General features: G+C 71.0%; 10 protein-coding genes. 3 read left to right on the forward strand and 7 right to left on the reverse strand.

What is annotated here, in order from left to right:
* The first annotated feature begins 91 nt into the window (after positions 1-91).
* Complete coding sequence (locus ACH492_RS04995) at positions 92-1522, forward strand: dihydrolipoyl dehydrogenase family protein (RefSeq protein WP_398982793.1); 1431 nt, start codon at positions 92-94, stop codon at positions 1520-1522.
* 58 nt (positions 1523-1580) lie between these two features.
* Here ACH492_RS04995 and ACH492_RS05000 read toward each other — a convergent pair whose 3' ends face one another.
* From ACH492_RS05000 to ACH492_RS05010, 3 genes are all read right to left on the reverse strand, one after another.
* On the reverse strand, positions 1581-2381 hold the full coding sequence (locus tag ACH492_RS05000; protein WP_398982795.1) for a VOC family protein: 801 nt from the start codon (positions 2379-2381) through the stop codon (positions 1581-1583).
* 120 nt (positions 2382-2501) lie between these two features.
* Positions 2502-3641: a hypothetical protein gene (locus ACH492_RS05005; RefSeq protein ID WP_398982797.1), complete on the reverse strand. Its 1140-nt coding sequence runs from the start codon at positions 3639-3641 to the stop codon at positions 2502-2504.
* Positions 3642-3807: 166 nt separating this feature from the next.
* Positions 3808-5079 (reverse strand): Tm-1-like ATP-binding domain-containing protein, encoded by a 1272-nt coding sequence (locus tag ACH492_RS05010; protein ID WP_398982799.1) that lies wholly within the window; start codon positions 5077-5079, stop codon positions 3808-3810.
* Between the two features lie 180 nt (positions 5080-5259).
* On the opposite strand from ACH492_RS05010, the gene ACH492_RS05015 reads away from it, so the two are divergent.
* Positions 5260-6183 carry an AEC family transporter gene (locus tag ACH492_RS05015; protein ID WP_398982800.1) on the forward strand — a complete coding sequence of 308 codons (924 nt, stop codon included), beginning with the start codon at positions 5260-5262 and terminating at the stop codon, positions 6181-6183.
* Here ACH492_RS05015 and ACH492_RS05020 read toward each other — a convergent pair.
* Complete coding sequence (locus ACH492_RS05020) at positions 6176-6589, reverse strand: tetratricopeptide repeat protein (protein WP_398982801.1); 414 nt, start codon at positions 6587-6589, stop codon at positions 6176-6178. The two genes, ACH492_RS05015 and ACH492_RS05020, sit on opposite strands and share 8 nt — an antisense overlap.
* A 131-nt stretch (positions 6590-6720) precedes the next feature.
* Here ACH492_RS05020 and ACH492_RS05025 point away from each other — a divergent pair, with 131 nt between their 5' ends.
* Positions 6721-7686, forward strand: coding sequence for a pirin family protein (locus tag ACH492_RS05025; RefSeq protein ID WP_398982802.1), 966 nt, complete (start codon positions 6721-6723; stop codon positions 7684-7686).
* Positions 7687-8040: 354 nt separating this feature from the next.
* Here ACH492_RS05025 and ACH492_RS05030 read toward each other — a convergent pair whose 3' ends face one another.
* From ACH492_RS05030 to ACH492_RS05040, 3 genes are read right to left on the reverse strand one after another with little or no spacing between them, the layout of a single operon-like run.
* Positions 8041-9351: a DUF6519 domain-containing protein gene (locus tag ACH492_RS05030; RefSeq protein ID WP_398982804.1), complete on the reverse strand. Its 1311-nt coding sequence runs from the start codon at positions 9349-9351 to the stop codon at positions 8041-8043.
* A gap of 12 nt (positions 9352-9363) precedes the next feature.
* Positions 9364-11466, reverse strand: coding sequence for a hypothetical protein (locus ACH492_RS05035; protein ID WP_398982806.1), 2103 nt, complete (start codon positions 11464-11466; stop codon positions 9364-9366).
* On the reverse strand, positions 11463-14873 hold the full coding sequence (locus ACH492_RS05040) for a putative baseplate assembly protein (RefSeq protein WP_398982808.1): 3411 nt from the start codon (positions 14871-14873) through the stop codon (positions 11463-11465). Before ACH492_RS05040 ends, ACH492_RS05035 begins: the two co-directional genes overlap by 4 nt.
* Positions 14874-14893: the final 20 nt, after the last annotated feature.

Consider the following 14893-nt stretch of genomic DNA (forward strand, 5'->3'; position numbering starts at 1 on the left):
CGGACTCGCCCCCGACAACGGTGCCTGGGGCCGTGCTATTCCTGCCCCTGCCCATGTGGCCAGGACGCACACCCGGGACCAGACTGGCTCTATGACAGAACCTGTGGAGTACGACGTCGTGGTGGTGGGCGCGGGCCCTGTCGGCGAGAACGTGGCGGACCGTGCGAGGGCGGCGTGTCTGAGCACGGCGGTCGTGGAGAGCGAGCTGGTCGGGGGCGAGTGTTCGTACTGGGCGTGCATGCCCAGCAAGGCCCTGCTGCGCCCGGCGATCGCCCGTGCCGACGCCCGCCGCACGCCGGGCCTGAGCCAGTCGGTACAAGGGCCGCTCGACGCCGATGCCGTCCTTGCCCATCGAGACGAATACGCCTCCCATTGGAAGGACGACGGCCAAGTCGCCTGGCTGGACTCGATCGGCGCCCGCCTCTACCGCGGACAGGGCAGGCTGCACGGCCCGAAGAAGGTCGTCGTCGACGGCCCAGAGGGGGAGCACCACGTCCTGACCGCCCGGCACGCCGTGGTCGTGTGCACCGGCAGCCGCGCCGTCCTGCCCGACATCCCCGGCCTCGTCGGCGCGAGGGCCTGGACCAGCCGCGAGGCCACCAGCTCCTCTCGCGTGCCAGGGCGGCTCGCGGTCGTCGGCGGCGGTGTGGTCGGCACGGAGATGGCGACCGCCTGGCAGGCCCTCGGCTCCCAGGTCACCCTGCTGGTCCGCGGCGGGGGACTGCTGCCCCGGATGGAATCCTTCGTCGGCGAGCACGTCGCCGAGGCCCTGACCGAGGGCGGCGCACAGATCCGTACGAACACCTCCGTGAAGTCCGTCGAGCGCTCCGACGGCGCCGGCCCCGTCACTCTCGTACTGGAGGACGGCGAGCGTATCGAGGCCGACGAGGTCCTCTTCGCCACCGGCCGCGCCCCCCGGACCGACGACATCGGCCTGGAGACGGTGGGGCTGGAACCGGGCGCCTGGCTGCCCGTCGACGACAGCTGCCGCGTCGAGGGCAGCGACTGGCTCTACGCGGTCGGCGACGTGAACCGTCGCGCGCTGCTCACGCACCAGGGCAAGTACCAGGCCCGTATTGCCGGAGCCGCCATCGCGGCGAGGGCGCAGCGCGTCCCGCTGCTGGAGACCGACCGCTGGGGCGCCCACGCGGCGACCGCCGACCGTGCGGCCGTCCCACAGGTCGTCTTCACCGACCCAGAGGTGGCGGCCGTGGGCCTCTCCCTCGCGGAGGCCGAGGCGGCGGGCCACCGCGTCCGCGCCGTCGACCAGGACCTGTCCTCGGTCGCGGGAGCGAGCCTGTACGGCGACGGCTACCGAGGCCGCGCGCGGATGGTCGTCGACCTCGACCGCGAAATCCTGCTGGGCGTCACCTTCGTGGGCCCGGGCGTCGGCGAACTGCTGCACTCGGCCACGGTGGCGGTGGCGGGTGAGGTGCCGGTCGACAGGCTGTGGCATGCGGTGCCCGCGTATCCCACCATCAGCGAGGTGTGGTTGCGCCTGTTGGAGTCGTATCGAGGCTGAGGCAGCGACCGCGGTCTGCACGTGCATGACGTGCAGACCGGCTTCGCTTCCGGTCGGCTCAGGACGCGTTGGACGTCTTGGGCATGTCGCCCTTGGTCGTGTTGATGTCGATGACGGAGAACGCCGCACCCTGCGGATCGCTCAGCGCCGCGAACCGGCCGAACGGGCTGTCCATCGGCCCGAACCGCAGCGCCCCGCCCCGCTCGGTCGCTGTCGCCACCGCCGCGTCGCAGTTCACGACGGTGAAGTACACGTTGAGGTACGGCGGCACCTCGGGCGGGAAGTCGGCGTCCTCCATCTTCATGCGCCCGAGGACCGTGGAGTCGCCGAGGTTGTAGAGCTTGAAGTCGATCGCGTCGTCCTCCACCCGCTGCACGCTGTACGGGAAGACGGCGGGGAAGAAAGCGTCCGACTTCTCGGGCTCCCGGGTGAACACCTCACCCCAGACGTACGCGCCCGGCACGGCCTTCGCCTCGAAGCCCTCGTGCGTACCCGCCTGCCACGCCCCGAAGACGACACCGCCCGGATCGCGGGCGAGCAGCATCGACCCGAATTCGCCGACCTGCATCGGCTCCATCAGCAGCTCGCCACCGTTGTCACGGATCTTCGCGGCGGTGGCGGTGACGTCCGGCGAGGCCAGATACAGACACCACGCCGACTGGCCTTCCTGGCCCGGCATCGGGGGCACAACGGCGGCGACCGCCTTGCCGTTCGCGTACGCCTGTGTGTAATTGCCGTACTCCGACGAAGCCTCGCCGAAGGTCCAGCCCAGCACGTCACCGTAGAAGCTCTTCGCGCCCTCCACGTCGGTGAACATCGCATCAGCCCAGCACGGCGTGCCCTCAGGATGTACGGCCATGGCTCTGCCTCCCGCTCGGTGCGTGGTCCCCTTTTGCCACGCTAGCCAGCTGACGGCCAACCCGCCCGCCGAGCGCGTGGCGCGGGCCCCTCGATGCGGAACCTCATGGGGCCGGTCGATTCAGAGGCGCCAGCGCAGCACCGCCCCCAGCCCGCCCGCCGGGCCCTGCATGCCCTCGGGAACCAGCAGCACCTCGGCGTCGGCTGCCGCGGCGGACCGCAGCAGGGCGTCGTCCGCGCGTGCCTGTACGGGCTTGGCGACGCCCATCGCCTGCGCCTGGCCGCGCTGCACGGCGACCTCGTCGACGCCGGGTCCGATCCACACATCGCGGCCCGCGTCGGACGCGTCCTGCGCGAGCAGCAGCGTGGCCACCTGGTGGCTGCGGGCAGCGTCCACGACGGCGGGTACCCCTTCAGCGGCTTCTCCGCGACCGGTGTCGACAGAGGCCGCGCGGTGCTCGCCCGGCCTGCCGCGTCCAATGCGGAAGCGCTCGAGGGCGCTCTGGAGCCGGTCGCGCGTGTACTCCTCGCAGGCCTGGGCGATCTGCCGGTCGAGCACGCTCTTCGAGGCACCCGGGGACCTGCTGCCGTTCTCGGCCTCGACGGTGGCGGCCCGGATGCGCTCGGGCAGCCGGTTGTACACCGCCCTGCGCTCGCGGGAGTCGCCGGTCAGTATCAGCAACTGTGCGCCACTGCCGGGCCACTGCCTGGCGAGCTCGCCCGCGATGGTGTCGGCGGTCTCGTTCCAGTTGTTCTCGACCTTGTTCCGGAAGTGCCACTCGCCCGTGGGGACGCTGCGGTGTCCTCGGCCCTGCTCCTTGCCGTTCGCCTGCCCCATGGTCTCGCGGCGGTGCGCGTCGCGCAGCTCCAGATCGGCGCCGGTGCGGTCGATGTACGCCACCAGGCACGACGGCTCGTCGCCCCGCAGGCCGGCCAGCGGCGCGACGTGCGGCAGGACCGACCAGGTCGCCTCGATGCCGGTCGGGGTCACGCTGAGCGGTATGTCGAGCACTACCTCGGCGCCCGCTGCGAACAGCGCCCGGCCGGGTGGTGCCCCGGAGACCGGCTCGTGGGTGAGCCTGTCCATCAGCGCCCTGATGGTGTAGGCGTCGGCGCCCGCGTCGATGAGCTGCGACGCGACGGAGCGCTCACGGAGCTTCTGCAGCTTCTGGGCGTCCTCGGTCGCACGCGTGGTGTCGATGTACACAGAGGCCCAGGGGCCTGGACGGTCGAAGAGCGGCTTGAGAAAACCAAGTTCCATGATCTCCCCCAGGCTCGTGGAGGGTGAGTACTACCAGATTACGACGATGTGCCGGTAGAGCCCTCTTTATGGAGGAATCGAGCTTTGTGGAGAAAACAAGGCAATCGCGGCAGTGGCGGATCCGGCCTGTGCGATCCGTCGGCCGCGCCCGGGTCCCGGTACCGGGTTACGCCACCCGGTCCTCGCTCGCGGTGGGCCGGTGCGCGGTGATCATCCTGTGCAGCTCTTCGGACGCCGCCCTGCCGAAGGCCGGATCGTTGATGTGGGTATCGAATTCGAGCAGTTCGGTCGTGCTGCCCCGTAGCCCGTCACGGAGCGAGGTGAACAACGCGTCGTCTGCGTGCGGATCGTGATACGGGCCTCCCGGACCGCCGAGCGTGGAGAGCCCGCGCCGGGGCAGGCACACCGTCGTCGGTCCGATGGCGGCCCGCAGTTTCGCGGCGACGCCGCGGCCCAGCTCGGCGCACTCCGCCGCGGTGGTGCGGATGACGGTGACGGACGGGTTGTGCACGCGGACTTGGCGGTCCCGGAAGCGCTCCGGGAGGGTATCGAGCGGCCCGAACTTGACCATGTCCAGGGCGCCCAGGCTCACCACCTGCGGGATGCCCTTGCGCCCGGCGGCCCGGAGCCGGTCGGGTCCGGCGGTCAGGATGCCGCCCACCAGGTCGTCGGCGAGCTCACTGAGTGTCAGGTCCAGGATGCCGGCGAACAGTCCCTGTTCGGCGAGGGACTCCAGGGTCCGTCCGCCGGAGCCGCTGGTGTGGAAGACCAGGACCTCGTAACCGAGTTCGGTGAGCCGCTCCCGGGCGGCGTCGACGCCCGGTGTCGTCACGCCGGCCATCGTCGCGGCCACCAGTGGCCTGCCGCCGGCCCCGAGATCCGCCGGCCGTACAGCCCGTGACGCCGCGGCGAATGAGTCGGCCATCGCGGCGATCGCGTCCACCGCGTTGGCGAGGATCGGTGCCGAGACGGTGTTGATCCCGGCGATGTCGACGACGCTGTACATCATCGTGATGTCGGTGGAGCCGACGTACGGCGAGACATCGCCCGAGGCCATCGAGGACACCATCAGCTTCGGCACGCCCAGCGGGAGCGCCCGCATCGCCCTGGTCGCGATCGAGGTGCCACCGCTGCCGCCGATGGCCAGCACACCGTGCAGCCGGTTGTCGGCGTAGAGGCGAAGGACTGTCTCGGCGGCCCCGCGGGCCATGGTGGTCACGGCAGCGCCGCGGTCCCCTTCCTCCCGGAGCAGTCCCAGGTCGGCGCCCGCTGCCTCGGCCACCGCGTCGCGTGGGATGTCGGGCGGCACGAGGGGCTCCCCGATGACGCCCGCATCGATGAGCACCACCTCAACACCCAACCGCAGCAGCCGGTCCCGGAGCCAGCCGTACTCCTCGCCCTTGGTGTCCAGACTCCCCACCAGCACAACGATCGCCATGTCTCTTAATGTTCGCGCCAATTCCGAGCGTGACAAGGCCTGCTTTGGGAAGAGCGCTTTTCGGCCGAGGGTGTGCACTTGCCGCGGGGCGAGCAGTGGGGCGTACGCCGGTTCCACACCTGGCCACGGGCCGCCGGGGGCAGTCGCGGAGCGATGATCGCCGTCGGGCATGCTGGCCGCGTGACCGTGCTCTCCGGCTTCCTGCCCATCTGGGCGATCACCGCTGTCGGCTGGGCGGCCGGGCGGTTCAATGTGCTCGGCGGTCAGGCGCAGACCGTGCTGGGGCGGTTCGCCTTCGCGTTCGCCATGCCCGCGCTGCTGTTCCTGACGCTGTCCAGGTCACAGGTGTCCGATCTGGCCACCCCGGGCATCGCGGTGTTCGCGGCAAGCCTCCTCATTGTGTTCGCCGTAGGCCTGCTGCTCGGACGGTGGGTCTTCCGGCGGCGTCAGGCCGACCGGACCATAGGCGCGATGGCGGGGGCGTACGTCAATTCCGCCAATCTGGGCATCCCCATTGCCGTACACGTCCTCGACGACGCCTCGTTCGTCATCGCCGCGGCGCTGTTCCAGACGCTGTTCATCACGCCGCTGATCCTGGTGCTGATAGATCTCGACGTGCGACGCGGAGCGCGCGACCGATGGGGCCGGATCCTGCGGCTGCCCCTGCGCAACCCCATCATCGCGGCGTCCGCCGCCGGGGTGAGTGTCGCCGCGGCGGGCTGGCGGCTGCCCGCCGAACTGACCGCTCCCGTCCAGATGCTCGGCGGCGCGGCCGTGCCCGCCGCGCTGTTCGCACTCGGCATGTCCCTGGACGCGCGGGCGAAGCGGCCGGACGCCGAAGGGCGCACCGAACGGCGTGTACTGGTCGCGCTCAAGATCGCGGTCCAGCCGCTGCTCGCCTATGCGCTCGCGCGCTGGGGGTTCGGTCTCGGCGGGCGCGAGCTGCTCGCGGTGGTGCTCTGCGCCGGCCTGCCGACGGCGCAGAACGCGTTCATCTTCGCGTCCGAGTACCGGCTGAACACCGATCTCGCCAGGGATACCGTTCTGCTGTCCACGCTGCTGTCGATGGGGTCGCTGTCGCTGATCGCCTGGCTGCTCACCTGACGGGCAGCGACTGGCGAGCACCGCCTTCCGCGACTCCGTCCGGGACTCCTTCCGCGACTCCGTCCGGGACCGGATCCCCGGACATCACCGCGGCCATCCGCAGATGCGGCGCGGCGTCCTCGGGCCGCCCCTGCCGCTCCAGCGTGCGGCCCAGCATCAGCCGCGCGTAGTGCTCCACCGGGCTGAGTTCCAGCACGGTGCGCAGCTCGGCCTCGGCCTTGCTCAGCCGCGCAGAGTGGTAGTAGGCGCGGGCCAGCAGCAGACGCGGCGCGATCTGCTCCGGCGCCTCCTCGACGAGACCACCCAGAATGCGGGCTGCCGTCATGTACTCCTTGGCGTCGAAGAACATCTGTGCGCGGTCCCACCGATCGGCGGCGGTGCCGAACTCGTAGTAGGTGTCGTTCACTTGCCCTCCTCGTCAAGGACTCGTCCTGCGGCGTGCACCCACGTCAACACCGAATGATGGTTGAACATTCCACTATCCTTTGGGGCGTGGGGGCTGCCGGCTCGCACCCGTACGGGAATAGGTTGAGCGCCATGAGCAATCTCGATCGTCAGGCCGCCCTCTCCGTCTGCGGCGGTCGTGGCTTCGTCGTCACCGAGCCCGTCCGTGAACTTCTCAACCCCCGCCGCGTCCAGCTCGGCGAGTCCACCGAGGTCCGCCGACTGCTGCCCAACCTCGGCCGCCGTATGGTCGGCGCCTGGGCCTTCGTTGATCACTACGGGCCTGACGACATCGCCGACGAGCCCGGAATGCAGGTGCCGCCCCACCCGCACATGGGCCTCCAGACCGTCAGCTGGCTGCACGACGGCGAGGTGCTGCACCGCGACAGCACCGGCAGCCTGGCGACCATCCGCCCCCGGGAACTCGGCCTGATGACCTCCGGGCGCGCGATCAGCCACTCCGAGGAGAGCCCCAAGCCGCACGCGCGTTTCCTTCACGGGGCCCAGCTCTGGGTCGCGCTCCCCGACGCGCACCGCAGCGTCGAGCCGCAGTTCCAGCACCACACGGAGCTGCCGACCGTCACCGCGCCCGGCCTGACCGCCACGGTCATCCTCGGCGCCCTCGACGGCACCGCCTCGCCCGGGACGACGTACACCCCGATCGTCGGCGCCGATCTGGCGCTCGCCAGGGGGACCGAGACGAGCCTGCCGCTCGACCCCGACTTCGAGTACGCCGTGCTCGCCATGTCCGGCGAGGCCCATGTCGACGGCGTGCCCGTACTGCCGGGCTCGATGCTCTACCTCGGCTGCGGCCGTACGGAACTCCCGCTGCGGGCCGAATCCGACGCCGGGCTGATGCTCCTCGGGGGCGAGCCGTTCGAAGAGGAGATCGTCATGTGGTGGAACTTCATCGGGCGGTCGCACGAGGAAATCGATGAGGCTCGGATGGCATGGATGGAGGGGGCCCGCTTCGGCGAGGTGAAGGGGTACGACGGCGCTCCACTGCCGGCTCCCGAACTCCCGCCGGTGGCCCTGAAGCCGCGCGGACGAGTACGTTGACCTGGAGCTATGGGCACTGGCCTCGGTGTTGAGAGGTGAGGGTGGCGGGCTCCTTCACCTGCCATGCGGCACGAGGTGCCCGGGCCTCGAAGTGATCCACTCTGCCGCGGAGAATGAGTTTCAGGTGTTGGTGCCTGTGACCACGTCTAATCAGACTCTCTTGCTGACCCTTTGCCAACTCTACTGACGGGTAATCAGTTTGCAGGGGTCCCGCCGGGCAGGTGAGGTTGGCTCTTGGCGGGCTCGAGCGCTTGGGGGAGGGCGACGTGCCGTCTGCACCCCGAACAGGGGTGTCGCAGACCGCGGTGCCGCCTACACCTTCAGGCTGTCCAGTGAGCGTACGTGCAACCGGAGTCAAGGCGTCGTCGACGCCGCCGGTGTGATCGTGCGCCGGTACACCTTGCCCAGTCTGACCTGGCCGTTCGGTTCGAGGCCGATGCGTTGCAGGGGTGCGTAGTGGTGGCGGACGCCGAGCGGCGAGCGGTACTCCGGGTGGTCGGGCGGGCCGGGCCAGACCAGGTCGCCGGTTGCCGTGCGCGCGGCGACGAGCCAGTGGTCGCCGCTGCGATAGGTGCCTCCGGCCTCGAACCAGACCTGAACGCCGTCCTCGAGGTCCAGCCACTTTCCCGCGCGAAGGGGCAGCGCACCGTCGACGAGATTCACGCCGTCGGGCTTGCGGTGGTCCCATCGGCGCACCAGCGGGTGGCGGGAGGGATCGGCCTGCGGGGGCCTTCCGTCCAGTATCACCAAACGGTCGACGGTGCTGACGTCGTCGACTCGGAACAGCGGGCCTGGGCGCCCTTGGAGGATGTAGTCGTCGTCGAGGACTTCCACCCGGTCGCCCGGGCGAAGTGACGACTGCTCGTCGCGGCCGAGGCTCTCGAGCGTCACCGAGCGGTCTGCCACGTGGCTGACGGCGAAGACCACCGATGCGTTGTCCCGCGACCAGGTGAAGGTGGCCTGACCGGGCGTGCCGGCCCGGTGGATCTCGATCCGGTAGAGCTGGTTCTCCGGCCCCCGGTAACGGGCGTCGGGTGACGCGATGCAGGGATCGTCCGATGTGCGTTGCGGCCGGGCTCGTGCACGGAGGCGCCCTGTGCTCGCCGGGAGTTTCGCGCGCAGATAGTGGTCGGGTCGGTCCGGGTCGAAGTCCGTTGCGTCCTTCACACTCAGAGCCTTGACCTGCCAGACCACCTTGGACCGAGCGGTGGTGTCGGGGCCGCCGAGAGCCGCCTCGCGGATGTCGTCGTCCTGCAGGGCGATCACCTCGCGTTCCCAGACGTCCAGGTAGACGAGGTACTCGCCGTTCGCCTCGAGCTCCGGAGGCGAGGGATGGTCTGGCTGCCGACTGTAACGGTAGGGAACAAGCGGGAACTTGGAGGAGTCCCTTACGCCGTCGTTCTCGCACAGGATGCCGTCGACGTAGTAGTGGCCCGGAGCGATCGTGAGGTCGCGCGGGACGTCCGACAGTGCACCGATCGCGAAACCGGTCCCCGGCCCGCCGTGCGGCCCTATGAGATCGGTGGCGAGGGAGCGCAGCAAATGGCGGAGGATGTCGGCCTGTTCGTTCCAGTCCCGGTCGAGCTGCACACGGCCCTGCTGCATGAGGACGCCGCTGAAGTGCTTGTAGACGTCGAAGCCGACGCTGGAGTAGTCGCCTGCCATGATGAGTTCCTCCTAGCCGGCGTCGATGACACCGGCGTCGCTGCCCGACGGCGTGTACTCGGCCAGCCCGGAACGCAGATTGGCTGCCCTCTGCGGCTGGTACAGGTCGTGGAAGACACCCATTTCGGAGCCGTCCTCGGCGCCCTGGGTGATCTCTTCGGCGCAGGTCGCGGAGAGCCTGCCGTACGCGGGCGTTCCGTAACGGGTGCTGTCGAATACGGGCCGTACGCGTAACCGCTCCCGCTCCCGATCCGGCTCGGCGGTCACGGCGTCCACGAGGTCCGGCTGGCACGCGTAGCGCCGGGGGGTCGGTGATGTGGGGACGACGTAGCAGAAGCGGATGCAGCCGAACTGGCGGCGCGCCACCTCGATACGGCCGTCGAAGATGCTGTTCTCGGCGAGTTCCAGGCTGTGTGCGCAGACGCCGCCGAAGACCGTTGCCCGATTCAGTGTGACCACGGCCTGGGCGACACCGCCACCGAGGGCGCACAGCGCGGAGCGTTCGCTGGAGGTGGCGTCCACGATCGTGTCGGTGATCCGGACGGGCTCGGGATCCCGCCGTACGGCGTCGTGGGCGAGTTCGAGGGAGCCCGTGATGCTGTGCTCGACCACCACCCGCGCGTCGGTGTCGATCAGCATCAGGCTCGGCCTGGCCGGGCGGTGGGGGCGGCAGTCGGCATGGAGACCCCAGCCCGGCACCAGCGTGCAGTGCCGGATCGTCAGGTCGGCGAGCCCGCCGTCGGCGCGCACCGCGCCGCCGGTGATGAGCAGACCGTCGAGGGTGACGCTGCTGCCCGCCTCTCCCGAGAAACGCAGGGCGTCCGGTCCGGGCCGGTGATCGGGAAGCCGCAGGACGGGGCGGCAGCGGTTCGCCGCCCTCAGCTGGAGGCTGTGGCCCGCCGACAGCCGGATCGCCCGCGGGGCGATGTCGTAGACCCCGCTGTCCGTGATCTCGATGACGGCATGCGCCGGCTGCCGGTCCCGCTGCCCCGCGTCCTGCCACGGCGCGAGCCGCCGGTGCAGTTCCTGCTGCCCGCTCACCCGGTAGGTGACGCTGCCGGGACGCTGCGACAGCGGCCGGTCGTACTCGCCACCGCCGATGTCGGCACTGAAGCCATACCGGTAGGAGACGGTCACGCCCGCGTCGGCCGCCTTGAGGAGCTTGTGCGGAAAGAGGATGCGGCCGAGACGCGGGTCGACGGCGACGGTCCGTTCGCGGGGTCGGTAGCTCCACGAGGACAGGTCCGCGGCGGCGATGTCCTCGACCGGGACCGGGGCCGCCGGGTCCCCGAGGAGGATCTCGAAGCTCTTGCCCGGGCCGTACTGGTCCTCAGGGCGCCGGGCGAGGGCCCTGCGGCGGAGGGGAGCGGGGAAGCGCAGTTCATCGGGCGTATCAGCACCGGTCACGGGGCGGGAGAACAGCGGGGCGTCGTTGCCGAGGATGCTGAACGTGTAGCGGTGCGGATCCTCGTCCTCCAGACACAGCGCGGGCGTTCGGCTCACGGCGTAGGAACGCAGTCGCCACACGAAGACGCCGGTGCTCGGTATGTTGTGGCGGCCCGCGGTCGAGGGCCTGCGTACGTCCACTGTGTGCGCGAGGGAGTCGAAGGGGCCGTCGAGGAGGTCGAGCGCCTCACCGCGGCGCAGATCGGCGGTGCGGCCCTGCCGGAGCCGATGGCGCAGCAGTACGTCGCCGGTGCCGAGCAGGCGCACGGGCTGGGTGACCGACAGGAGGCGGTAGAACTCCACCGCCTTGGCGGGCAGTTCGGCCAGGTCCGTCGCCAGCGACTCCAGGAGCGCCAGGGTTCCCTTGCGGCGGCGGTCGCCCACGACATGGGCGACCGCACGGCGCGGGAAGAGGAACTCCGTCGTACGGGCGTCCGCGGGGCCGGTGGCGGACGGCGCCGGGCGGTAGCCGACGAGGTCGCCGATGTAGGGGACCGCCCACTCCTGGCAGGTCTCGATGAACCAGTTCTCGTACATCCGTGCCATGTCCTCGTCGAGCAGCCGGACCTGTTCCTCCACGACACTCAGCAACGCACGTAGCGACTCTCCCTGTTGGGCGTCCCGGCTGCGGTAGAGGGCGGGCAGCAGTTCGTAGAGGCGGTCGGTCATGGCGTGTGCTCCGTGAGGATCAGCGTGTCCGGTATCCGGGGGTCGAGGACCGCGAGCTGGGCGGGGCGGACGCGGCGCGCCGGGTCGGTGGCGCAACGGTCGGTGCGGGCGCGCTCCGTGATGACCCGCTGCCGTCGCCGCAGCAGACCGTAGAGGCCGTCGTCGCGGGCGAGGGACGCGAAGAGATCGGTTTCGTCGACGGCCGTAAACGTGTCGATGTCGACGAAGTCCACACCGTCCACGCCCTGGATCACCTTGAGCGCCTCGCTGAGCAGGGCGTCCTGGCCCAGCTCGCGCCGCTCGAAGCCGAAGGCCTCCAACAGGGCCGTACGGACCCGGGGTTCGACCGACTCCCATCGGTAGTCCGGTGCCACCCGCACCCGGCCGCCGACGACGAGGGCGAGCTGTTCGCGCACGGCCAGCTGCACCGGCAGCTGCGGATCACCGAACCGGTGGAAGGCCCGGACGAGACCGGCGTACAGGTCCGACGAGGGGGCGATCGGGATGTCGTCGGCGCCCGCGATCGTGACATGGACCAGTTGCCGTCGTCCGTCCGAGAGCAGTACGGCCGCCGCCTTGCCGATCCCGGCGAACGTCCGGGCGAAGTCCTCGTGGTCGCGGACCGAGACCAGCCGGTCGAGCGCCGTCACCCCCAACCGGGCGTTGCGCCTGGTCAGTTCGCGGCCGTCCGGATCGGCGCCCCCGGTCGCCGGCACCGGGTTGACGACCTCCCGCACGCCCAGGGGCCGCGTGGCGAGCAGACTGATCCGCCCCGTCGGCACGTTGCCGGAGCGGCCGATACCGGTGCGGTAGACGGCGGCGACGTTCTCCGTTCCGGTGGGCAGGCGCGCACCGCGACGGCCGTCGCCGAACAGGACGGTCGTGCGCCGCTCGTCGTCCGTGGCCGTGCTGTAGCTGTGGTCGGTGGGTGCCGCCTCGGCCGGACTCCCGGTCTCGTGCCACAGGACCTCACCCACGCGAACACGCAGGGTGCTCTCGGTCCCCGACGGTGTCCCGGCGGCGACGAACGTCAACGGGCTCTGCCGCAGCCCGAACCGCTGGGACGCGGCGGAGGCGTCACCGCTGCCGAGCACCTCCGTACGGGTCTCGCCCTGCGAGGCGTCGGCGACGTTGCCGTAGATCTTCGCGGTGTCGCGCCGGTAGCAGTAGGCGAGCGGGTTGGCGAGCCGGAGCACGCTGTGCGTGGTCTCACCGGGCAGGTCGTCCCTGGCCACCTGCTCGACCCCGGCGAGCAGCGCCACCTCGGCCGCCGGGAGCCCGGTCACGCCCGGGACGTCGGTTCGCTCACCGGACACGACGACACGGCGTCCCGGCTCCAAACCCTCGTACAGGCCGTCCAGTTCGATCCGGTCGCCGCAGATCGCCTCGGCGACCGGATCGAGGGGGGCCTGCGCGCGGGGGAGCGGCTCGCTGCGGGCGTGGACGGTCGTTCCGCGGACCAGGGCGAACGAGTTCTCGTCCCGGCGGAGCCATTCCCTGTCCAGTTCCAGCTGTGTGCCGGCCGTGCTGATGCCGTAGTCGGCCCTGGTGGTCTCACGCACCTCGAGGACCCGCGCGATCACCGGGTTGTCGTGAGTGCGGGGTCCTGGCTTGTCCACCGCGACCCAACTGCCGGGCAGGATCTGCGGGTACGAAGCATCGAGGGTGAGCGTGCGCGGCTGCTCCCTGAGCGGGAACTCCGCTTGGATCTCGCCGCTGACCCTGAGATCGGGCGGTTCGCCGACCGCGCCGATCACGTCGTCCGACACCTCGCGCACCACGGTCGTGGGATCGCTCCCGGCACAGACCACGTTCAGGGGTGCGGAGGGGCGCAGATGTGCCGTCACCGTCACCCGGCGCTGCTTGAGGACGACGACCGCGACGGGGGCCGGCCCCAGCTCCTGGAACCCCGACAGAGTGGTCTCGATCGTCTCGGCGGCGGCTTCGAAGCGCGTGACGGTCGTGGTGCCGGTCGCCGCCCTGACGGCGATGGTGTGCCCGGCGACGGTGACCTGGAACGTGAGCAGCGCCTCGCTGCCGTGCGTCGGAGGGAAGGAGACGGTGAACTTCTCGGCCGCGCGCGGGGGAGCGTTGTGCCCGAACAGCCGGGCCCGCGTCCGCAGCGCGTACACCTGGTCCGTCGGCCGCGGCGTACGCGGAAGGTTCCGCCACGCCTCGTAGAGGACCGGGCCGAGTTCCGGGCGGACGGCCGCCAGCAGCCGGGGTACGGCGTCACCGGTCGCGGCGTACGTGTCGCGCGGGTTGCGTGGCATGCGGCGTGCGTCGGAGGGCGGTACGGAGGCCGGTTTGCCGAGGGCGCCCGCCAGTTCGGCCAGGCCGCCGAAGCCCGGGAGCCGCGTCGGGCGGTTCGCGAGATCGGCCACCAGCGATTCGAGCGGGGGCAGCACGCCCGCGAACCGTGCGCGCAGATGGGCGGCGTTCCTGTTGCGGACCGCCGCGGCCTGCTTCTCCCGCAGCACCGGCAGGACCTGCCGCTCCAGCAGGACGTGGAGATCGGTGAGGGCGACCGGGTGGTCGAGCCCGGCCCGCACGCGTCGCAACAGCTCGGCGGTCTCCCGCCAGGTCCTGCCGGGCCGTTCTCCCGCCTGGAGGGCGAGTGCGTTGTCGATGATCCGGCGCAGCCGGTCGACGGGCTCGCCGGTGGCGGGGGTACCGATGGTGAGGGTGCCGGTGGCGGGGGCGCCTTCCTTGGGAGCTGCGAACACCCGCCCCCAGGGCGTCACTTCGACCGTCGTGCGGTCGGCCGCGGAATCCGGCGCCACCGCCGCCACCCGGAACAGCGACTCCCTGTTCTCCGCCAGAACCACGAGCAGGGCGTCGTTGGCTTCGAGGCCGGTCCGGGTACCCGCCAGGTACACCTTCGGCGGAGGCTTGCCGGGCTCGGGCTCCTTCGGGTCCGGGATCAGGTCGGACATCAGTGCCTGCGGACGGGTGAGGCGGGGGCGCAGCAGATTCCACTCGGCCCGTGCCATCAGCGCGTTCGCGGTCTCGTACGGCTGCGGCAGTTCCCCCGGGGCGGGCATGCTCTGCGCGCGGGTGCCGGGCGGGATCTCCCCGCGGTAGCCGTCCTCGAGGGTGAACGCCAGGAACACGCTTGCTGCGACCCCGGGGCGTGGCCGGTGACCCACCAGAGCGGCGAGCTCCGCGACCGAGCGCCACTCCGTCGCCGTACGCAGGTAGCCCTCGTTGGTGATCCTCTCCTGATAGAAGGTCAGGACGTCGGCCACGACCGCCCAGGCGTCGAGGAAGGCGATGGCCGGGTCGTCGAGGTCCCGGGTGTGCAGGTCGGGCAGCAGGGCGGCCAGCCGCGAGCGCATGGTCTCGAAGAACGAGGCGTGGGTGCCCATGCGGTGGACGAGGGCGTCGAGTCCCGGCTGGTTGGTCACGTCGACCCCGGTCGGGACCG

It is taken from the genome of Streptomyces sp. NPDC019443, from assembly GCF_044389785.1.
Taxonomy (GTDB): domain Bacteria; phylum Actinomycetota; class Actinomycetes; order Streptomycetales; family Streptomycetaceae; genus Streptomyces.

Coding starts and splice junctions, on each gene's coding strand:
- ACH492_RS05010 (WP_398982799.1), bottom strand. CDS start 5,079: ATGGCGATCGTTGTGCTGGTGGGGAGTCTGGACACCAAGGGCGAGGAG.
- ACH492_RS05000 (WP_398982795.1), bottom strand. CDS start 2,381: ATGGCCGTACATCCTGAGGGCACGCCGTGCTGGGCTGATGCGATGTTC.
- ACH492_RS05035 (WP_398982806.1), bottom strand. CDS start 11,466: ATGACCGACCGCCTCTACGAACTGCTGCCCGCCCTCTACCGCAGCCGG.
- ACH492_RS05005 (WP_398982797.1), bottom strand. CDS start 3,641: ATGGAACTTGGTTTTCTCAAGCCGCTCTTCGACCGTCCAGGCCCCTGG.
- ACH492_RS05030 (WP_398982804.1), bottom strand. CDS start 9,351: ATGGCAGGCGACTACTCCAGCGTCGGCTTCGACGTCTACAAGCACTTC.
- ACH492_RS04995 (WP_398982793.1), top strand. CDS start 92: ATGACAGAACCTGTGGAGTACGACGTCGTGGTGGTGGGCGCGGGCCCT.
- ACH492_RS05025 (WP_398982802.1), top strand. CDS start 6,721: ATGAGCAATCTCGATCGTCAGGCCGCCCTCTCCGTCTGCGGCGGTCGT.